Raw genomic sequence first — 20,795 nt, forward strand, 5'->3', positions numbered from 1 at the left:
GCGAGCGGTGACAAACATGAAAACAATCGTCATTATTCCAGCATATGAACCAGAGGAAAAATTAATTCCTTTAACACAACAACTAATCGCCAAAGACTTAGAAGTAGTCGTTGTCGATGACGGCAGTGGGGAGAAATATCTTCCTATCTTCAACCAACTCACAGGAGCGACCGTTTTAACGCATCCTGAAAACAAAGGAAAAGGCGAAGGCCTAAAAACAGCTTATCGCTACATTAAAGAAACATACGAAAATGAGGAAGTGGCTATCGTCACGGCAGACTCAGACGGGCAACACAGTCCAGAAGACATCGTGCGTATCGCCACTAGGGCATCTCTTGAAAAAGACAGCCTCGTACTCGGCGTTCGAAACTTCGACGGAACCCACGTCCCACTCAGGAGCCGTGTCGGAAATAAAATCACCTTAAAAATTTTCGAACTCACAAGCGGCACGAAAATTAGTGATACACAAACCGGTCTTCGTGGATTCTCAAGTACGCATTTAGAGAAAATGCTTGAAATCTCAGGATCACGTTTCGAATACGAAATGAACGTGTTGATGGTTTGGGCAAAAGAAAAACGCCCATTCTGCGAGCTAGAAATTCAAACGATTTACGAGAACAAAAATGAGGGCTCACACTTTAATCCTCTTCGCGATTCATTCAGAATCTACAAAGAGATTTTCCAGTTCGCCCTATCGTCAATCCTCTCGTTTTTTCTAGACTACACCCTCTACGTCTTCCAGATTTTTATCGGCGTACCACTCGTGACGGCTAACGTGGTCGCAAGGGTGATTAGCGCAGGATTCAACTTCTTCGTGAATAAGAAGTTCGTCTTGGCCAGCGACAAACCGTTTCTAAAAGAACTCGGCGGCTATATTTTACTCGCCAGCTTCTCATTAACGCTGAACACATTGATTTTAATGGGCCTCAGCTACGGATTCGGCATCGGACCACTCGTTGGTAAAATCATCACCGAAATCGGGATGTTCTTCTTTAACTGGTTTGTACAGAAGAAAGTCATTTTCGGACAAGAGAAAGGTGTGCATTATGTCAAATAACAAAAAAGGAAAATCACTTAGAAAAATCTTAACGACCGCTTATACGGTAGTCCTCATCGGGGCTTCGGGAATGGTTGTCGCCGATACGCTCTTCATCTCAAAGAGCCTGGCAAAGTTCAGTAACGACACAGCAGCGACAACGAATACGGCCACAGGAACTAGCGCAAGCGGTACGGGAACGTCGGGAAACTCAAGTAGCTCTAACAGCACTGGCACTTCTACAACGCCAACCGTGAGCACGGCGACGGCCTACGAGGACGATACAAAATCCATCACGATTGAGACGTACGAGCGAAACAACACGCAAATCCACGTCGCAACAGTGAAAATCAAAGGCAACGCGTCGATTAAGACCGCCTTGGCCGACGAAACATACGGTCGAAACGTAACCGCGAAGACATCAACGACCGCTAAAAGCGTAAACGCAGTCCTTGCGATTAACGGAGACTACTACGGCGCTAGAGATGCTGGATACGTCGTTCGTAACGGACAACTGTTACGAAGTGAGAGTCAGAATGCTAGACAAGAAGATTTAGTCATCTACAAAGACGGAAGCTTCGGCATCATCAAAGAAGGCGACATCACGGCCCAACAGTTAGTCGACAACGGCGCAATGCAAGTCTTGTCATTTGGCCCAGCGTTGATTGAAAACGGACAAATAGCCGTTGACAGTTCAGACGAAGTTGGGAAAGCCATGGCGAGCAATCCGCGTACAGCCATCGGAATCATCGACGATAGCACTTATGTATTCGTGGTGTCAGACGGACGTACGAGCGAAAGTAAAGGATTATCGTTGAAACAATTAGCTGATTTTATGAAAGAATTGAACGTCACAACCGCTTATAACTTAGACGGTGGCGGATCATCAACCATGTATTTTAACGGACAAATCATTAACAAACCGACAACATACGGTCGAAACATCGAAGAAAGAGAGGTGAGTGACATTGTCTATTTATAAAAAGAAAACAGGACTGACATTCTACACAGTCGCAACGGTGGTAACACTCGTCGTCGGAACGGTGTATGAATTCTTCAGCCACCAAGTCTACTCCCCATTCATGTACTTGCTCTTTATGATTCCACTCGTGCTTGGAGTCATGCCAAATCTCGTAGCAAAAATGACCGGGAAAACCTTCCTGGAGTCAGAAGACGCACAAGCAGCCTACAAGATGGGTGTCCTCACCTTCATCTTCGGTAGCTTCCTCAAGGGAGTCTTCGACATCTACGGAACAAGCTCAGTTTACCCAACCCTCTACTTACCAGTCGGTGCGGTACTATTAGTTGCAGCGCTAGGATTAGAGCTGTACTACAAGAAGGCAGTTGCTAAATAAAAAAAGGCCGGAGCCCTTCGATGGGCTCCGGCTTAGTTAGTTTGGAAAATAATCTATTCTAACCCTATTTCAATCTGTTTTATTCCAGATTTCCAAAGAGGTAATTCTTTTATTAAGTATTGAGGTCGTATATCATACTCTCTTAATCGTTGAAGGTCTATCCATTCACACTCATATTTTCCCTCATCCAACGTATGAGACGGCACCTCCCCTAGAAGAGTCACTTTATAATGAAATTCAATCATATGATGGAGTTCTCCTTTATAATCAAATCGATTTTCAACAACGAACATCAACTCTTCAACTTCACAGTCTACACCTAGTTCCTCTTTCACTTCTCTGGCTACAGCTTTACGGCTTGCTTCGCCCACTAATATCGCCCCGCCAACTAAGTGATTTTGGTCTTCTACTTTATAAGTGAGCAACTTGCCATCCCTCACTACAATCGCCGTTACTCTAACGCCATATCTATACGTATCTCCTTTTACTCGAAAATCCATGGTAATCACTTCTTTCTGAAAAATGAATACAACCATTATAACACATTTCTTTTTGCTTTTGACTTCCTTGTGAAATAAGAAGTTTCTCAACATCTCTTAAAATTGTTCTATATCCTATTCGAAACAGCAACACTTTTTCAGGTTGTTTTCCCTTAAATCACATCCGTTTTTAAGGGATAATTTGCTTAATTACACAAAGAAGCAAGCAAATTTTACTTTGCCTGCTTCTATCAAATTCAACTGTTACCCTCTCTCTTTGAACTCATCGAAGTATAGGACCTCGACTTGCCCAGACCAATCCAAGACGCAGCCAACGAAGTCAACAAGGTCTAGCCCTGGCATTTCATAAGTGTCGCCGTCATTGACGCTGCCCGTTGCATCTTCAATATAAGTCACCTTATAGCCTCTGTCTGACGCGATAATGGCAGTAAATAAGCAGCAATATTCCGCGTTCAGTCCTGTAATCACCACTTCATCTACCGGATGGTTCGCAAGAATCGCCTTCAACTCTTCGCTCTGGAAAATATTTGGTGAGTCTTTTTCAACGATAAAATCCGCATCCGCAGAAAGCTCTTCATCAAGCGCTCCTCGCTGGTCACCATTATAAATAATACTCTCCTCATTCTCATCAATATGACGCGTATGAATAATGAGATCCCCGCTCGCTTTAAACATCTCTTGTAACTTCAAAATATTCTCTCTAAGCAGGTCAAAATCCCCTCTAGCTAACATTCCTTTTTGACAATCTAAAACAATTAATGCTTTCACTAATCGTACTCCTTTATATGTTTTTAATGAGTTAATTTTCAATTTGATGTTCTTTGATATACAAAATACGGACCAGTATTTAAATATATAAAATGATCTACAACTACCCTAAATCAACTTATATTCATACCACTCTTCATCTACCTTCTGAAATCCCAAAGCCAAAAACATTCTTTGACTTTGAGTATTAAAAGGATATATTTGTGCAGAGACCTTTACCATTTTTTGTTCTTTCGCCAGCTGTATCATTTCAGAAATACATCGTCTTCCAATCTGTAAATTCTGATACTCTTTGCTGATAACTATAGAAAGTTCCGAGTTATCTTGGAGTGTCACATCTCCAACTAACACTCCTTCATATTGGATATAATAGCAAGAACCATGTGAAGTTAGGTAATCATACATTTTATGAAGTTTTGTTAGATCGTAAATCTGATCAGTATTATCTACTTGTTTGCATACCTCACTATCTTGATACCAAAGAAGGGAGATGTCATCATTTCTATAATAAGGAATAAGCGTTATCTGATCGTCTACTATTCTATTCAACTTTATTTTTCCTTCTTTCTATTTAGACGCTTCTTCCAATTCTTCAATATTCTCCACAACCCCTTCAACATCTTCAATCTCTACAAACAGCGGGTCTAAGTGACATAAGAAGTGCCAATCTTCGGCGCCTTTCTTTCTGTAGAGAATTGCTTCGCCATCTTCACTTCCAAAATAGCTTCTATCGACTTCATACCCTTTACTTTCTAAGAAAGCTTTTGCCTTGCGGAAGTTTATCTCTCTGGCTTCGATATAGGCTTTAACTTCATCGTTATTCACGACATAAGCATCGACCTTTGTAGCGCCTTCGATCACTTTATCGTTTTTAACGGATAGATTCGAAATTTCTTTCCAAATAATATCCACATTTCCCTCAGAATTAAACGAAAATCTAGATAAAGGGACAATATTTCCATTGAAAACAATTTCCATATAATCCGGCAATTGTTTAGGGTTCACATACTCCACTTCAAATCCATCTTCTGTTTCTAAAGTATATCCCGGAATTTGAGCAACAAAGGCTCTCCCCTCTTCTAAAGAATCAAACGCGACTAAATCCTTTTGATAATCACCTTGATACAATTCCAATATAACCATCGATAACACTCCTAAACTTTTTTCGTTCTAAACATTATATTGCTACCGTCAATAGGTAATGAAACAAGTTCTCACGATGTACATCCAGTAGTCCTTCATGCATGAGGAGCACTATCCATAATCCTTTTAAAAGTACATAGAAGCTTTCGCAACAACATATATGGCAGAAGAAAGAGTAGTCGCTTATTTACGATACGCCTCTATTTTGTTTTCATATTCATTTAGAAGCTGTTTGGAATAAACTTTTTCGTTCTTTGAATCTCGAACTTCCTTCCAAAGGATAGCAGCAACGGTTAACTTGTTAGTATACTGTTGGCTACATTCATCCGTACAAAAGTCTTTTAAAAATTGATTCCACTGACAAGCCGAACGATCATACTTGGCGTAATCAGACTCTCCATAATAAATTTTAATCATATCTTGAATCGTAAATTTTAGATCATGGTCCCTTTTTACTTTTCTCCAAGCGGTTGCCATATCCGCATTAAATTTAAAAGGACTAACCCCTGTTACCGCAGCAAAATAATCTCTAAACTTCTGGTTAAAAGAAAACCCACAGTTCAGTAATGGAGTCTCTAAAGTGATTACTTCAGATTGAGTTTTGAGACCTTTCCTCAAAGATTTCTCTATTTTATTTCCCTGAAAATATTGTTCAATTATATAAACCAATTCTTTCTTCGTCCCTCTATACTCTAATCCAAGAGACTTGCAAATTTGGGAAAGTTCTTCTCGATACCAATAGTATTGGTTGAATTCTTCAAATGATTTTATCTCTTTAAAACTAGGTCTGTTTTCTACCAAACAATCACCTCCATCCTTCATTATTAGTCCACACAACGCCTATCTATTATTTTATTACAACCGTTTCTTCCCATCGTCTAAGCACATCTTTTAACGGCTCATCGAGATAGCTATAGGCCTTGTCCTGAATCCACTCAGGAATTCCATAGGCTGCCTCGGCGATACTTCCTGTGATTGCAGCAAGAGTGTCGCTGTCCCCGCCGAGAGAAATCGCATTTCGAATCGCATCTTCAAAATCCGTACTTTCTAGAAAGGCAACGATGGCCTGAGGAACGGTATCCTGACACGTTTCATTAAAACGATACGTAGGACGAATTTCATCCAGCGTTTTAGAAAGGTCATATCCATACTCTTTCTCGATATGTTCCTTAACGCGTCTTTTAATCTCCGCAGGGTTGTCATTTCTGTCAAAGAAATAACGGCACATAAAAATCGCATCCGCTGTTGCCATCGCGCCTTTAACTCCTTCTGGATGATTATGCGTCACCTCTGAAGAAAGTTGCGCCAGACGTTTCCCTTCGGACGGCAACTCGCCTGTTGTAGCCTCCATCACCCACGCACACGGAGAAACGCGCATCGCAGAACCATTCCCAAAACTATTGTAAGGCTCACGGTTGTCGGTCATAAGCCAACGATTGAAACGAGCTCCGTAATCCGCATTTGGATACATTCTGCCGTACTTCTTCATGGCATCAATGAAGTCATCCTTCTGTCCACCATTCATGATGGCTTCTGCCACAGCACAGGTCATCACCGTATCATCTGTGAAAAAACAATCGTCCCTAAACAATGGAAAATCTTTTGTTTTAATATTATTCCATTCATAAACAGACCCAACAACATCTCCCACAATTGCTCCTAACATATATATACCCTCCTTATAAAATATCCATTATAAAATTACTTTACTTATGAATCAGTTTTTGCGAAGTTCCATATAGATTGAGGTTTTCTCCTCATCCTCGGAAACCAGGTACTCCGGAAAGTCTTTCTGCTGAAAGCCAAGTTTCTCATACAACGCGATTGCTTTCATGTTTTCCGGATTCGGATCGACCCATACAATCTCTGCACCGTTTAGGAACGCTTCTTTGATCGCATGGGAGAGCCCGGCCGTTGCAATTCCACATCCCCGTGCAAATCCAAACAATTTTATGTCCAGAGCGGCGCTTCGATGCTCTGCGTTGATTTCATAGAACGCTTCTCCGCAGTATTTCCCGTCTTCGAAAATTGAATAGTGGTTTAAAGTCGGTCTGTTCGATTTAATCCACTGAAACCAATTTTGCATTCCTTCATCTGTTTGATGTAAGCCGTCCGGAAAACCGACGAACTTCATGACATCCCCATCAGCCCAGAGCTGCTGAACACATTTGATATTCTCAATCATTGTTTCTTTTATCTCAAGCATTTTAAGCCCCTCAAATTCGATTATTTCTTCGATTTTGGTGCAGGCAACTCATCATACATCGAATTGAATAAGCCTGTTAAAAATTCTTTGTTGTCAACATCATCTACCAATAGCATTTCCTTTGCTCCATCATACGGCAACTCATATTTTGCATTAGGCATATATGCTATTGCAGATTTAACAGGATTCACTAAAAACCTATCATCATAAATCCCACCAACAATTTTCCCACGATAATAAACAATATATTCGCCCATCATTGATCTATATGTTATTTCTTCCAACTCGGATAGTTGTTCTAAAATGAAATCTAAATATTCTTTACTTGAAGCCATAATCTATACCTCCAAAATTTGCATTTGTCTACCCCGATTTAATCCATGTTACCCGAAAACTTATGAGCATTTTTCCAAGTCTTTCCCTGGTTTAAAGATTCATAATTGGTTTGATTATTATTAATATCCGTAAATCTTAAATGTATTTTTCCTTCAGAATCAATTTCTCCCTCAACTTTAGGAGATGTATCCGGAGCATCAGAAATATAAATCATCCTATTTTCCTCAATTCTTACAAAATACCATAGACTTCTAGCCATAGCCCTATCAACCTCTATAAGTCCATAGTTAGAATTTGGTATTATGATAGCATTTTCAAGAGATAAACTATCTAATATTTCTTGTTTAGTTAGTGGTTTATGAATGGTATCTTTCGAAGGAAGCGTAGGAGAATAATTTTCCTCATAGACAATAGGCTTGCCCTCAGAGTCTAAATTATCATGTTGAACATTCCTATCACTATCTCCTAAGGAAACTTTTACTACATCCCATGTCCCAGTCCCAAGTTCATCCAACATCGCAAGGCTAACCCTATTTCCATCCCACTTTATCCAGTACTTACCTGCTGAAATTGGTGAAAATCCATCATCGAGGGAGGTTCCTGCGCCTAAATCTTCAATAAATAAAGGATTTATCCTTTCAAATAAACTTACATTTGACAAAAGCAAGAACGAAGCCTCATCAACTACTAGCGTATGTTTTTTATCAGGGGAAATAAAAGTATAGTAGGTACTTACAAGATGACCACCTAAAAAAATTAAAGACCCAAATAAGAATCCTGCAATTAATAAAATCCAGCCTGTTACCAGAATAACTCTAGCAATGTTACTAGAATATTTCTTCCAAAATAGCTTTAGAAAAAAGATAAGCCAAGCTACAATCATCAGTAAAAGAATAAATAGGACATCTTCTTGCCTTAATTGTAACCCAAAGAAATCAATTAATATTCTATAACCAGTCCTACTTTTTATATATAAAAGTATCATGGAAACTGCTAGCCATATTAATGTTATTGCTGATAGAATGTATGTTTTTATCTTGTTATTTTTTACTTTTACCATGTTTTTATCCTATAAATTCTAATTTATATTTATTATACCATAAAAAATAAGCCTACAGATTTTACTCCGTAGTCTTAGTATATTTTTATATTAACTTATTAACTTCGTTTTGAACCTCTAAATATCCTCTTTTTTGTTCGCTTTTAGAAAATCAGATTTTTCCTTAGCTATCCGCTCTGCCTCTTGTTTAGCAAATAATAGCTTAATTGCCTTATCCCTACGAGCCGCTAAAGTACCAACATCGTGCCGTGTTTTACGCATAATTCCTTCATCAAGAATGAGAATTTCATTATCGTAATCCTTAATTTTTCGATAAGCTTTAGCATAAGAATCATATAGCGCAGGAGCATCATAGCCGTTATATCGAGCTTTATCAAAAAGTGCAATAGCTTCATCTACTTTGCCATTTTTCCTGCCAGATCCCTCTCTATATCCTACGTGCATAATTACACCTCCATCAGGTGTTTATGTTATACAATAAAGGCATTGTTTTTTCAAGTATTAAAAATCCCGATTTGATAAATATTTAGAATAGTAAGCAGTTCAATGTTACGAAGAAACTTTGCCAATCATCTTATCAACTCACCATTATTTAGTCAACCATCTTATCAACTCACCAAATCAAAAACCGTATCGGCTGATTACTTTTCAAATTCCCCAATTTCAGATATCTTCCCTCAAAACAAAAAACCGTGATTATCCTTCCGGCTTAAAACCAGACCTCAAATCACGGAAAGCCTTTATTTACTTATCTTATTACACTCTTATTTATCAACCCTTGACATTAATACTACCGTCTCAACATGCGCAGTCATCGGGAACATATCCACGGGTTGCACGTATTGCGCCTCGTAGCCTCGTTCCTTGAAGTGTACAAGATCGCGAGCGAGTGTTGCTGGGTTACAGCTCACATACACGATACGTTCTGGGATAGTTTCGCATGCTGCTTCGATAAAGGCAAGGTCGAGCCCTTTGCGCGGTGGATCCACCACAATCACATCTGGCTGGATGCCTTCTTCTTTCCAGCGCGGCATAATTTTCTCGGCCGCACCCGTTTCAAAGTGTACATTCGTCACACCGTTCAGCTTCGCATTTTCCTTCGCCATCACAATCGCATCATCCACGATTTCCATGGCATAGACTTTCTTGGCATCTCGGGCAAAGGCTAAGCTCATTGTCCCGATTCCGCAATACGCATCCACGACGGTCTCGCCACCCTTCAAGTCCGAAGCGTCGATGGCTTGTTGATAGAGCACTTCGGTTTGCACGGTATTCACTTGGAAGAATGAACGCGCGCTAATCTTGAACGTGAATTCAAACAATTTCTCTTCGTACACATCTTCCCCGAATAACACCTTTGTCTCACGTCCCATGATGACGTTCGTTGGCTTCGGTTGGATGTTTTGCACGATGGACACCACTTCCGGATGCGCCGCTGCAATGTCTCTTACAATCGCCTCCGCTTGTGGCAACACTTTTGTTCTCGTCACAAAAATAATCATCACTTGCTTCGTACGCAAGCCACGTCGCACGATAATATGTTTCAAGTCGCCAGTGTTGTTGGCTTCATCATACGCCACCACTGGATACTTTCTTAAAACATCACGCACGGCCACAATCAAGCGGTCGATTTCAGGATCTTGAATATGGAAGTCTTCAATCGGAATCAAGTCATGCGAGTTCTTCTTGAAGAACCCTGTCGTCAACAGACCGTCTACCGTACGCACTGGAATTTGCGCTTTGTTTCGGTAGCCCAGCGCACTCTTCATTCCAAGCGCCCTACGCACTTCTAATTCTGGCATCTTCGCGATTTTCGTCATCACATTTTTCACTTGTTGCTGCTTGAAGGCTAGCTGGCTCTCGTAGGTCATATGTTGCAGCGGCATGGTTCCCACACGTGTTCCAAGGGCGTCTTTTACTTCCACACGGTTCGGGCTCACTTCCAGCCACTCCTCCACACGCGCGTAGCCATAGCTTTTTCCAATCTTCATCGTCTTCACACGAACGACTTCTCCAGGAATACTATTTTCGATAAATAGCGGGAATCCATCGACCTTCCCAACGCCCAGTCCTTCATGCGTTAAATCCTCGATGGTTACTGTATAAAATTCGTTTTTCTTCATTTCTGTTCCTCCAGAGTTTATCACGTTTATTATACCGTCTTTTAGTGGAAATAAAAAGGCTACTCCAACAAGAGTCAGAGTAGCCAATTCAATTTTTTAATATCCAAACGGTTTGAGCTGAATATCCACCTCATACCCATTTTGGTGCGCTAGTTCGATGAGAGTAGATAATTTCGGATTGATCTTCCCTTTTTCCAACCGTGAAAGGTTTGTTCGCTCAATCCCCACTTTCTTCGCATACTCCGCTTTTGATAAATTGCTTTCTATACGGAGTTTAATAATTCGAAGAGATGCCCTGTGCATCGCTAGTTCTCTAGCTAAGTCCTCTTTAAATTTCGGATACCGGGAAGCTAAAGTAGTGAACGTTTCTTCTCGTATAGAACTCACTGCCATTCACCCCTTCCGTAATATCTTCTACTTCAAAGACCAAGTGCATCCTTCCATCTTTTTCATTGATTCTCCCCCATTTTTCGATCATCTCTGGAGTCACACCTTCTTCTTCAATCAGTTGCACAATCGCAGCAGCCTTTACCATTCTCCCATACGGCATTGCCTCTAATTCTTCAAAGTCCGACTTTGTAAATTCACGTTTATACCTCATAAATACACCTCCGTTTTTCCTTAAGTGTATCATGCATGATACGTATCATACATGATACATCTTGCTCTCTTCTTATACTATTTTGCTCAAAAAATCCTCCAAAAGCCCCCGCCCTCTGGAGGAAATACGATTAAATCGGCATTTTTACTTGTTTTAAACTCGAAGTCCTAGTGGTCAATGGAGCCTTAACTCTCAAAGCACCATCGCTAGAAGCTTTCACATAATTTGTAGTTGAACTCGTCATCGCAGAAATGGCGTGCGTTTCCCGAAACATCCGCACGACTCGTCTCGAGTCCTTTGCGTTGTTCCGGTCCAACGTTCCATTTCTGAGCGCGATGTCTCGTATCCTTAAAATTACGAAGAACCTTACGGATTTTATAATAGCTGTAACGGGAATAAGCATTAAAAGTGAATTAGCAGGAGTAGTCCACTTGAGGACGTACTCCTGCTTTGAATCTTTAAAGGTGAGAGACTTTAGGCTCGAAACGGTGCCCCGTTATAGCTTTTATAAAAGAATCCGTAAGGATTCGCAGTAATCCTAAACTAAGTTCAAGCTCATTCTAGTTCTTTGCTTTAGGTTTTAAGAAGAAGAAGTTTAAGACGAGTAGCACCACAATCCATACACCAGGAACGATGAAGCTTTGGGCAGTTAGGGCGAAGTCGTTTTTGACAAAGAAATCCACAAAGTTCCCCATAAATGTATAGTGTGTCACTTTTGATACCGCATCGCTCAACATTGAGAACATCGGTAAGAACGCAATCCCCATCATCGGAATCACACCATTTACTTGCGCTTTTGCTTGCGTATCTGTCAAAGCACCTACTAATAAGTTAAGTAAAATCACACAGATAGCCACACTCGCAACGATTGCACCATATTCCATCCAACGTCCTGAAAGATCCGCTTTAACAATCATTGGGAAGCTTACAATCGTAATCAATGCTAAAACTACTGGGTAGAATAAGATTGAAATTAAGTATTCTACTGAGTGAATGCCGCTTAAGAAGAGTGTTTTCAAGTTTTTCTTTTCTTTTTCTTCAGCAAGCATAATTGTAATCATTGATCCGACAGATAAGCTAAGCGCTAGCGGAATCATCATGAATAGGATTTGTACGGCTGTTTGTGGGTTGCCGTCTTTGTTCATGAAATGGTCGTATGCCAGTAACATTCCGTACGGGAATACGATTTGGAATAACATTGCTCCATTGCTTAAAATCATTTGTGTACGTAGCCAAATTAAGGCGCTAATTCTTTTAATCATTTAATTTCTCTCCTGTCAATTGAATAAAGATGTCTTCTAACGTTGGTTCCATTGAGTGAATGAGTTCCACTTGTGTCATGTCTTGGTCTTTTAAGTCTTCAAAGGCCATCACTTGTTCGCTGTGGTCGATGAAAGTCACTTTCACTCGTTTTTCTTTGTTGTATTTTTGAATAATATCTCGTGGAGTTCCGATTTCCACTAGGTCCCCTTGGTTTAGTAGGGAAATGCGATCACACAACTCTGTGGCTTCGACCATGTCGTGTGTTGTTAGGAAGATTGTTGTGCCCGCTGATTTTAGTTCTTCCAGCAAGCGGTGAATCTTCTTAGAGGTCATTGGGTCTAGCCCACTCGTTGGTTCGTCTAGGAAGAGTAACTCTGGTCTGTTTAAGAGCGCTCTTGCTAGAAACATTCTCTGACGCATCCCTGTTGAAAGTTTTTCCGCGATTGTCTTCTTACTTTCTAGTAGTCCGACTTGTTCAAGCACTTCATCGACGCGGCTATTTGGTAATCCGTAAATCTTCGCGTAGACGATTAAGTTCTTCTCGAGACTTAATTTTTCGTAGTAGCCACTTGAATCTCCGACGAGTCCGATATGCGCTAAGTCTTCCGGGGTAAGGTCCTTTGTGTCTTTTCCGAGGAGTTGTGTCGTTCCCTCGTCAGCTTTTAGTTGTCCAGTGAGGATATTGATGAGGGTTGTTTTCCCTGCTCCACTCGGTCCTAAGAACCCGAAGATTTCTCCTTTATCGACGTTAAATTGAATTTGGTTTAATGCTGTCTTGTTTCCAAAGCGCTTTGTAATTTTTTCTACTGTAATCATGTTTGCCTCCATGTGTTGTTCTTGATGATTCTACTTTAACAAAAACGAAGGTCACTCAGTAGGCCCGTCCGTCACGACTCACCATGACAAAAGTCACGATAAAAAATGACGGCAGAATTTGACAGCTTAAACCAAAGTTCTAGGAATTAATCCCCTTCTTTCAGAGATTTTCGGAACCCTTTTCATTATTGTTGTAAAAGCAATTCTTCCTCTTTACTTTCCTATTTTTTAGAACTATAATGCAGGTAGAGAAAGGGGGTAGCGATAATGAACGTACCTACACTAGCATCACAACGTATCTCTCTAAGGCCCTTTCACGAAACTGACATGGAGATTGTAGAGGCTTTGCTAACGGACCCTCTAGCAACGTCTAATCTTCCATGGGTATCTGCAACGTCTCATTTAAATGCAGAGAACTTTTATACACACCTAATGGACAACGATCCGTACTTTTTTATGATTGAAATGAAGAATTACGACCTGCCAATTGGCTTTATGAAAGTCTCCACAGACCAAAGTCATCTATTGGATTTCGCGCTGCTCGAAGAATATTGGCATCGTGACATTTTAATTGAAGCCTTTCAATTATTACATCCGTACCTTGTTGAGCAGGGCATCTCAGAGCTCTATTTAAAAGTAGAAAGTACGCACACAGACTCTTGCGACTTCGCCAAACGGATTGGATTTTCATACGAGTACTCCTATGAGATCAAAGACGGAAGCACGGTCCGACTCTACCACATGATTCTCATTCCTGAAATCGCTCGTTTCAATCCCGATATGTGGCAAACTCACTCTGAGCGCTTTATCGAAGCCCTTTAGCATGCAAAAACTCCGACTGGAAATCCCAGCCGGAGTTTCTTTTTGTTTAATTTCTCGTCCCTTTTTTGAAGAGTTTGAAACATTTCAAATAAATATAAGCACAAACTAAATAGATGATTACGGAGTACCTTACGGGGGCTATAGTAGCAGTAACGTGGCTAAGCATTAAAACGAATAAGAGGGCGTAGGATTAAAAATCCGTACGCCCTCTTTGAGGCTTTAAAGGTGAGAGACTCGAAGAGGCTCGAACCGGTGCAACGTTACCGCTACTATGAAAATCCCCGTAGGGATACGCAGTAATCATCTATGCACTATTTAGCAGTTTTTATTTTGTTTGAAATGCTTCGAAGTCGAATGCTTCGCCTTTGATTTTGTCAGGTAAGATGAGCGCGATTAAAATACCAACAATCGCCGGTCCCATCCATCCAAGCGACAACCCTTGTAACGGAAGAATTTCCAATGCTTTTGCTAATCCTTCTAATTTCAACGCTGACGCTAAACTTGAAACTGTTGAAATAATCGTTGTCAACGCGACTGTTAACTGCATTCCTCTCTTAGAGAACGCCACTTTCTTATTCACTAATACGAAGAACGCAATCACAACTGTAATTGGATATAAAATCATCAATACTGGAAGTGAGAATGCGATAATCGTTTGAAGACCAAGTGTTGCTACACCAAATCCGATTAATGTAAATACAGTCGCATACACTTTATAAGAGAAGCGAGGGAATGTTTCTTCGAAGAACTCCCCTACAGATACGATTAACCCTACCGTTGTTGTTAAGCAGGTAATGACTACCATCACCGCTAAGAAGGCTTGTCCGAATGTACCGAATAACTCGCGTGAAGCCATTGTTAATACGTATGAACCAACGTTTAAATCTGCATCTTTTGCTAATGCACTTGCCACGTTGAAATGATTTCCAAGGAACGCAAGTCCGATGTATAACACGCTGAATCCAATCGCTGTTACGACCCCAACGCTCATGATTGTTTTCTCGTACTCTTTCTTAGAGCTGAAATGGAAGTCTTTTAACGTATTCACGGCAACAACTGAGAAGGCTACCGCTGCTAACGCGTCTAGTGTGTTATATCCTTCAATAAAGCCATTTCCGAAAGCTTTTGCTGCTGTCAATTCTGTTTGCCCAGCTAATTCAGGTGTTGTTTGACCGAATTTAAACGCTCCAACAACCACTAAGATTAAAATTAACCCTGCAAAAATCGGTGTTAAGATTTTACCGATGCTTGATAATAGTGATGAACGGTTATACGCCAAATAAAAGGCTACCGCAAAGTAAATCGCTGCGTAAATAATAAGTCCTGATTTTGAATCAGGTAGAAACGGTGCTACCCCGATATTATAGGATACCGTTGCTGTACGTGGAATCGCAAAGAACGGTCCAATTGCCAAATATAATGCAACTAAATATGTCAGTGAGAAAATCGGATGAATCTTTTCGTCCAATTCTTTCTTGAACCCGCCATTAATGACTGTCCCGATTAACAATGTTCCGATAGCAAGACCTACCCCAGAAACGATAAATCCGATGACTGCTGGCCAAAGTTGATCCGCTGATTGATATCCTAAAGTTGGTGGAAAAATTAAGTTCCCTGCTCCGAAGAAAAATCCGAAAAGCAGTAACCCTGTTAATAATCCTTTTTTCATAAGTTAACTCCTTTAAAAAAGCGGCCCTTCAAATGTCGTTCTTCGCATTCGAAGGGTCACTTATACTCTTTTATTTAATTATGCTACTGTTGAGCCGTTTGGCATTCCTTCTGGTGCAAAGACCACTTGTAGGACGCCATCTTTTTCAGCCGAAAGAATCATCCCCTGGCTGATTTGTCCGCGCATTTTACGTGGTTTCAAGTTCGCTACGATCACGACTTTCTTACCAACGAACACGCTAGGGTCTGGATACCATTCTGCGATACCAGAAAGGATTTGACGGTGACCGCCAACATCTCCAGCATCTAAACGGAATTGAAGCAATTTGTCTGCCCCTTCCACTGGTCCGCATTCGATGACTTCTGCGACTTTCAATTCAATCTTGTCGAAGTCGTCGTATTTAATGCTTTCTTTTTCGCTTGAAAGTTCTACTTCTTCTGGGTTCCAGTCAGTGTTTTCTTCCTCAACTGGTGCTCCACCCATTTTAGATTGGATGTAAGCTACTTCTTCTTCAACGTCTAAACGTGGGAAGATTGGTTGTCCTTTTTCAACGACTTTAGTTCCTTCAGGAATCACGCCGAATGTGTGTAATGAAGGGTAATCCATTAACGCGCTATCTGTAATTCCTAATTGTGCCAAGATTTGGCTTGGAGTTTCTGTCAAGAATGGTTGTAAGGCAACCGCAATGATACGTAAGCTTTCTGCTAAGTAGTTCATTGTACGTGCTAATTCTTCTTGGCGCGCTTCGTCTTTCACAGCTGCCCATGGAGTTGTTTCGTCGATATATTTATTTGTACGAGAAACGAATTTCCAGATTGCAGCAAGAGCTACTGAGAATTGCATGTTTTCCATTGCTTCTTCTACTTCCACGATCATCGCTTTAGAAGCATCGACTAATTCTTGGTCAAATGTTGAAACAGGTGCAGTGTATGCAGGAATTGTTCCATCGAAATACTTATTAATCATCGCAACAGTACGGTTTAATAAGTTTCCTAAGTCATTGGCTAAGTCATAGTTAATACGTTCTACGAATGATTCTGGAGTGAAGATTCCGTCAGAACCGAATGGCACTTCACGTAATAAGTAGTAACGAAGTGCATCTAATCCGTAACGTTCAATCAATGTGTTAGGGTCTACGACGTTCCCTTTCGATTTAGACATTTTACCGTCTTTCATCAATAACCAGCCGTGTGCGAAGATTTTCTTCGGTAATGGTAAATCTAATGCCATTAACATGATTGGCCAGTAAATCGTGTGGAAACGAACGATTTCTTTTCCGATGAAATGCACATCTGCAGGCCAGTAGCGGTTGAATAATGTTTCGTCGTCGCTACCATATCCTAGTGCTGTAATGTAGTTTGATAACGCATCAATCCATACGTAAATCACGTGTTTTGGATCGTTTGGCACTGGAATTCCCCAGTCAAATGATGTACGTGAAACGGCTAAATCTTCTAACCCTGGTTTGATGAAGTTATTAATCATTTCATTTTTACGAGATTCTGGTTGGATGAAATCTGGGTGTTCTTCGTAATATTGCAATAAGCGGTCTGCGTATTTGCTCATTCTGAAGAAGTAAGATTCTTCTTTAACGAGTTCTACTTCGTGTCCACTTGGTGCAACCCCACCAATCATTTTTCCGTCAGCATCGCGGTATACTTCGACTAATTGAGACTCAGTGAAGTACTCTTCGTCTGATACTGAATACCAACCTTCGTATTCGCCAAGGTAAATATCGCCATTATCCACTAATTTTTGGAAAATCTTTTGAACGGCTTTTGTATGGCGTGGTTGTGTTGTACGAATGAAGTCATCGTAAGAGATGTCTAGCTTTTTCCAAAGATCTTGAATGCCGAAAATAATTTTATCGACGAATTCAATTTCAGAAACGCCTGCTTCTTTCGCTTTTTCTTGGATTTTTTGTCCGTGTTCATCTGTACCTGTTAAGAAGTAAGTGTCAAAGCCTTGTAGTTTTTTATAGCGAATCATTGCATCGCTGGCTACGGTTGTATAGGCATGACCAATGTGTAAGTTGCCACTTGGATAGTAAATCGGTGTGGTTAAGTAAAATGTTTTCTTGTCTTCAGCCATGTTGGGCTAAGCCTCCTTGAAATTGTTTAAAGATAGGCATAGTATACCATACCTACGCAAAAAATACGAGAAGTGAAAACTAAATGAAAACATTGTGGAGGGTGTGAAATTGTGCTGAGATTCAGTTTTGGCCTTCTGGAGTTTGGTTAGTGCTGATGATTTCTTAGAATCCTTGCGGATTCTTTTTATAATCGCTGTTACGGGGCACCGGTGCAAGCCTGTAGTCTTGCACCTTCGAAGCTTCAAACGCGGAGTACGGGAATTGTCCCTACTCCGCGTAGTTCACATTCGATGCGATTCCCCGTTACTGCGATTATAAAATCCGCAAGCTTCTCCGAAATCATCTACATGGAAAGCCAACTGGATTGAGTTTATTTTTACCGCTCCACAATGGTTTGGGTTTGCTTCTCGTAGTTTTTGCGTGCATGGATACTTTGAACAATTTCAGGAGGCGGGCCCGCTGGAGACAAGGAAACTTTAAGGGAGAATAAGAAAAAAGAGAAGGTGGGGAGACCTTCTCTTAGAATGGAGATAACGAGTTTTTTTATTTTTTCTTACGGTTGAGAACCGCGTTGAGGACGACGGCAAGGATGCTGGCCATGACGATTCCGTTTTTGAAGAACATGCTAAATTCTGTTGGGAGGCTATTGAATAAATTACTATTATTAAAGCCGACGCCGACTGCAATGGATACAGCTGCGATTAAGAAGTTGTGTTCATTATTTGCAAAATCTACACGAGCGAGCATTTGCATCCCTTGAAGAGATACGAACCCAAACATCACGATCATTGCTCCACCGATGACTGGATCAGGAATGATTTGTGCTAAGGCACCGAACTTTGGAAGAAGTCCTAATAATAGAAGGAAGCCTGCTGCGTAGTAGATTGGAAGACGTGTTTTAATTCCTGACATTTTCACTAAGCCCACGTTTTGAGAGAATCCTGTATATGGGAATGTGTTGAAAATACCACCAAGTAACACGGCCAACCCTTCCGCACGGTAACCGTTGCGAAGACGCGTTTCATCGATTGGATCATTCGTAATATCAGAAAGTGCTAAGTACACCCCTGTCGACTCAACCATGGAAACCATCGCGATAATACACATCATGAAAATTGAAGTGAATTCGAACGTTGGCATTCCAAAATAGAAGGCTGTTGGGACGTGCACAAAAGGCGCTTTGACTACTGGAGCAAAGTCTACTAATCCCATAAATGCTGCAAGAGTTGTCCCAATCACTAATCCGATTAAGATAGAAATTGATTTAAAGAAGCCTTTTGTAAAGATGTTGATGACTAAAATAATGGCAACTGTGACGAGTGACAAGATTAGGCTACCCGCTGTTGGATCTGGAACATTGCCACCCATATTTCCGATAGCGATCGGAATAAGCGTCAAACCAATTGTCGTAATCACTGAGCCAGTAACGATGGCTGGGAAGAATCGTGCAAGTTTCGAGAAGACGCCAGAAATCAGAACGACGAAAATCCCGGACACGATTAGCGCCCCGAACATCGCTCCACTACCATGGTTTTGACCGATGATGGTTAACGGTGCTACCGATTGGAAGGCTACCCCTAATACGACTGGAAGGCCGATACCAAAGTATTTGTTTAATTGCAATTGTAAAAATGTCGCCAAACCGCACATGAAAATGTCAGTTGAGACTAAGTACGTTAATTGTTCTGTGTTATATCCGAGAGCTTTCCCAATCATCATTGGTACAAGAATCGAACCAGAATACATCGCTAATAAATGTTGAAGACCAAGCACCATGGCCTGTGGGTGTTTTTCTTGTTGTTGCATTATAAGTCCGCCTCCTTAAATACGACTTGACCATTTTCAAAACGTTCTAGGCGTGCTAGTGAAAAGACTGGGATGCCTGTTTCTTCTAAGAGGCCACGTCCATCTTGGAATGATTTTTCAATCACGATTCCGATGGCTTCCACTTTCGCGCCAGCTTGTTCGACAATCTCCACAAGTCCTTTAGCAGCTTGTCCATTCGCTAGGAAATCGTCGACGATGAGGACTTTATCCTGTTGGGAAAGGTACTTACTTGCGATAGAGACAGTATTTGAGACTTGTTTTGTAAATGAGTAAACTTCAGCAGTGAGGATGCCTTCGTTCATCGTAATGTTCTTTGATTTCTTCGCAAAAATCATCGGAACCCCAAGCGCGTCCGCTGTATAAAGCGCTGGGGCAATTCCAGATGCTTCAATCGTGACAACCTTTGTAATACCAGCGTCCTTAAACTTGTCCGCAAAGACTTTTCCGATTTCTTTCATCAAGTTCAAATCCACTTGGTGAGTCAGAAAAGAATCCACTTTAAGGATGTTTTCGCCTAAAACATAGCCATCTTTTAGAATACGTTCTTCTAATGTTTTCATAAGTCCTCCTTAAAAATAATCGACAGAAATAAATGCAACTCCAACTCGGTCCAAAAACCGTACATTCTTAAACCGTTTGTTAGGATAGTTATGATTTTACTGTTTTTGTTTTGAAAAAGCAACTGTTTAACGTGGCGTTTTGTATATTTTCACGAACAATAGACATCAATCGAGTCGTAACGTTCATTTTTAGAGATGAGAGCACAAAAAAACGAGCAGGAAAACCTGCTCGTCTAAAATTTACGTTTTAAATTATTTTTCTTCAGCTTTTTTATTTGTTACAAATACGATTGCACCAATTGTAGCGAAGATTGCTGATAATACCCAGTAAGCGTCACGAATTGAACCAGTATTTGGTAATTCTGGGCTTGGAGTTGTTGTTGTTGTTCCAGGAGTTGGAGCAACAACTGTAGTTGTATTACCTGTTGTTGAACCTTCTGTTGTAGCTGCAGTTGTTGAAGCTGTTGTTGCTTCTGTTGTCGTTGTTGCTGGAGTTGTTGAAACTGTCGTAGCTTCCGTTGTTGTAATTGCTGCAGTTGTTGAAGCTGTTGTTGCTTCTGTTGTTGTAGTTGCTGCAGTTGTTGAAGCTGTTGTTGCTTCTGTTGTTGTTGTAGCCGC

General features: G+C 40.8%; 22 protein-coding genes and 2 pseudogenes. 4 read left to right on the plus strand and 20 right to left on the minus strand.

What is annotated here, in order from left to right; all coding sequences use genetic code 11:
* Positions 1 to 16 precede the first annotated feature (16 nt).
* Genes ADH02_RS05850 through ADH02_RS05860 form a run of 3 tightly spaced genes read left to right on the plus strand, consistent with a single transcriptional unit; the run spans position 17 to position 2,391 of the window.
* The gene (locus tag ADH02_RS05850) at positions 17 to 1,057 is read left to right on the plus strand and encodes a bifunctional glycosyltransferase family 2/GtrA family protein (RefSeq protein ID WP_065427022.1); all 1,041 of its coding nucleotides are present in this window, start codon (positions 17 to 19) and stop codon (positions 1,055 to 1,057) included.
* A complete protein-coding gene (locus ADH02_RS05855; protein ID WP_053091406.1) occupies positions 1,047 to 2,018 on the plus strand; it encodes a phosphodiester glycosidase family protein in 972 nt (323 codons plus the stop codon). The genes ADH02_RS05850 and ADH02_RS05855 overlap by 11 nt, the downstream gene beginning before the upstream one ends.
* On the plus strand, positions 1,999 to 2,391 hold the full coding sequence (locus tag ADH02_RS05860) for a hypothetical protein (protein ID WP_048783366.1): 393 nt from the start codon (positions 1,999 to 2,001) through the stop codon (positions 2,389 to 2,391). Before ADH02_RS05855 ends, ADH02_RS05860 begins: the two co-directional genes overlap by 20 nt.
* Before the next feature lie 53 nt (positions 2,392 to 2,444).
* On the opposite strand, the gene ADH02_RS05865 is transcribed toward ADH02_RS05860, so the two are convergent.
* From ADH02_RS05865 to ADH02_RS05935, 15 genes and pseudogenes are all read right to left on the minus strand, one after another.
* A complete protein-coding gene (locus ADH02_RS05865) occupies positions 2,445 to 2,891 on the minus strand; it encodes an NUDIX hydrolase (RefSeq protein WP_065427023.1) in 447 nt (148 codons plus the stop codon).
* 243 nt (positions 2,892 to 3,134) lie between these two features.
* Positions 3,135 to 3,659, minus strand: a complete 525-nt coding sequence (locus ADH02_RS05870; RefSeq protein WP_048783369.1) for a cysteine hydrolase family protein — start codon at positions 3,657 to 3,659, stop codon at positions 3,135 to 3,137.
* Between the two features lie 108 nt (positions 3,660 to 3,767).
* Positions 3,768 to 4,208, minus strand: a complete 441-nt coding sequence (locus ADH02_RS05875; protein ID WP_048711814.1) for a GNAT family N-acetyltransferase — start codon at positions 4,206 to 4,208, stop codon at positions 3,768 to 3,770.
* A gap of 18 nt (positions 4,209 to 4,226) precedes the next feature.
* A complete protein-coding gene (locus ADH02_RS05880; RefSeq protein ID WP_048783372.1) occupies positions 4,227 to 4,802 on the minus strand; it encodes a hypothetical protein in 576 nt (191 codons plus the stop codon).
* Positions 4,803 to 4,985: 183 nt separating this feature from the next.
* Complete coding sequence (locus tag ADH02_RS05885) at positions 4,986 to 5,603, minus strand: SAP domain-containing protein (RefSeq protein ID WP_048783374.1); 618 nt, start codon at positions 5,601 to 5,603, stop codon at positions 4,986 to 4,988.
* Between the two features lie 46 nt (positions 5,604 to 5,649).
* Positions 5,650 to 6,468 carry an ADP-ribosylglycohydrolase family protein gene (locus ADH02_RS05890; protein ID WP_048783376.1) on the minus strand — a complete coding sequence of 273 codons (819 nt, stop codon included), beginning with the start codon at positions 6,466 to 6,468 and terminating at the stop codon, positions 5,650 to 5,652.
* A gap of 51 nt (positions 6,469 to 6,519) precedes the next feature.
* Positions 6,520 to 7,008 (minus strand): GNAT family N-acetyltransferase, encoded by a 489-nt coding sequence (locus ADH02_RS05895; protein ID WP_048783378.1) that lies wholly within the window; start codon positions 7,006 to 7,008, stop codon positions 6,520 to 6,522.
* A 20-nt stretch (positions 7,009 to 7,028) separates the two neighbouring features.
* Positions 7,029 to 7,343, minus strand: a complete 315-nt coding sequence (locus tag ADH02_RS05900) for a TfoX/Sxy family protein (protein ID WP_048783380.1) — start codon at positions 7,341 to 7,343, stop codon at positions 7,029 to 7,031.
* Between the two features lie 38 nt (positions 7,344 to 7,381).
* A complete protein-coding gene (locus ADH02_RS09205) occupies positions 7,382 to 8,404 on the minus strand; it encodes a hypothetical protein (RefSeq protein ID WP_053091407.1) in 1,023 nt (340 codons plus the stop codon).
* 117 nt (positions 8,405 to 8,521) lie between these two features.
* A pseudogene (locus tag ADH02_RS05910) lies at positions 8,522 to 8,833 on the minus strand (DNA polymerase III subunit epsilon); the annotation flags it as partial.
* Positions 8,834 to 9,168: 335 nt separating this feature from the next.
* Complete coding sequence (gene rlmD / locus ADH02_RS05915) at positions 9,169 to 10,527, minus strand: 23S rRNA (uracil(1939)-C(5))-methyltransferase RlmD (protein ID WP_048783382.1); 1,359 nt, start codon at positions 10,525 to 10,527, stop codon at positions 9,169 to 9,171.
* A 96-nt stretch (positions 10,528 to 10,623) separates the two neighbouring features.
* The gene (locus ADH02_RS09750) at positions 10,624 to 10,920 is read right to left on the minus strand and encodes a helix-turn-helix transcriptional regulator (protein ID WP_082161726.1); all 297 of its coding nucleotides are present in this window, start codon (positions 10,918 to 10,920) and stop codon (positions 10,624 to 10,626) included.
* Complete coding sequence (locus tag ADH02_RS05925; protein WP_048783385.1) at positions 10,856 to 11,128, minus strand: hypothetical protein; 273 nt, start codon at positions 11,126 to 11,128, stop codon at positions 10,856 to 10,858. The genes ADH02_RS09750 and ADH02_RS05925 overlap by 65 nt, the downstream gene beginning before the upstream one ends.
* Positions 11,129 to 11,688: 560 nt before the next feature.
* A complete protein-coding gene (locus ADH02_RS05930; protein ID WP_048783387.1) occupies positions 11,689 to 12,390 on the minus strand; it encodes an ABC transporter permease in 702 nt (233 codons plus the stop codon).
* Positions 12,383 to 13,219, minus strand: coding sequence for an ABC transporter ATP-binding protein (locus ADH02_RS05935; RefSeq protein WP_048783389.1), 837 nt, complete (start codon positions 13,217 to 13,219; stop codon positions 12,383 to 12,385). The genes ADH02_RS05930 and ADH02_RS05935 overlap by 8 nt, the downstream gene beginning before the upstream one ends.
* Positions 13,220 to 13,474: 255 nt before the next feature.
* Here ADH02_RS05935 and ADH02_RS05940 point away from each other — a divergent pair, with 255 nt between their 5' ends.
* Positions 13,475 to 14,029: a GNAT family N-acetyltransferase gene (locus ADH02_RS05940; protein WP_048783391.1), complete on the plus strand. Its 555-nt coding sequence runs from the start codon at positions 13,475 to 13,477 to the stop codon at positions 14,027 to 14,029.
* A gap of 325 nt (positions 14,030 to 14,354) precedes the next feature.
* On the opposite strand, the gene brnQ is transcribed toward ADH02_RS05940, so the two are convergent.
* The 5 genes and pseudogenes from brnQ to ADH02_RS05965 form a co-directional block, all read right to left on the minus strand.
* Positions 14,355 to 15,698, minus strand: coding sequence for a branched-chain amino acid transport system II carrier protein (gene brnQ / locus ADH02_RS05945; protein ID WP_048783393.1), 1,344 nt, complete (start codon positions 15,696 to 15,698; stop codon positions 14,355 to 14,357).
* A 78-nt stretch (positions 15,699 to 15,776) separates the two neighbouring features.
* Entirely contained in the window at positions 15,777 to 17,789 is a 2,013-nt protein-coding gene (gene metG, locus ADH02_RS05950; RefSeq protein ID WP_048783395.1) for a methionine--tRNA ligase, read from the minus strand.
* 544 nt (positions 17,790 to 18,333) lie between these two features.
* A complete protein-coding gene (locus tag ADH02_RS05955; protein WP_048783396.1) occupies positions 18,334 to 19,596 on the minus strand; it encodes a nucleobase:cation symporter-2 family protein in 1,263 nt (420 codons plus the stop codon).
* Positions 19,596 to 20,177, minus strand: coding sequence for a xanthine phosphoribosyltransferase (locus tag ADH02_RS05960; protein ID WP_048713988.1), 582 nt, complete (start codon positions 20,175 to 20,177; stop codon positions 19,596 to 19,598). The genes ADH02_RS05955 and ADH02_RS05960 overlap by 1 nt, the downstream gene beginning before the upstream one ends.
* 252 nt (positions 20,178 to 20,429) lie before the next feature.
* Positions 20,430 to 20,795: pseudogene (locus ADH02_RS05965) on the minus strand (hypothetical protein); the annotation flags it as partial.

Origin of the sequence: Streptococcus sp. 263_SSPC, from assembly GCF_001071995.1 — a bacterium.
In the GTDB taxonomy this organism is placed as follows: domain Bacteria; phylum Bacillota; class Bacilli; order Lactobacillales; family Aerococcaceae; genus Granulicatella.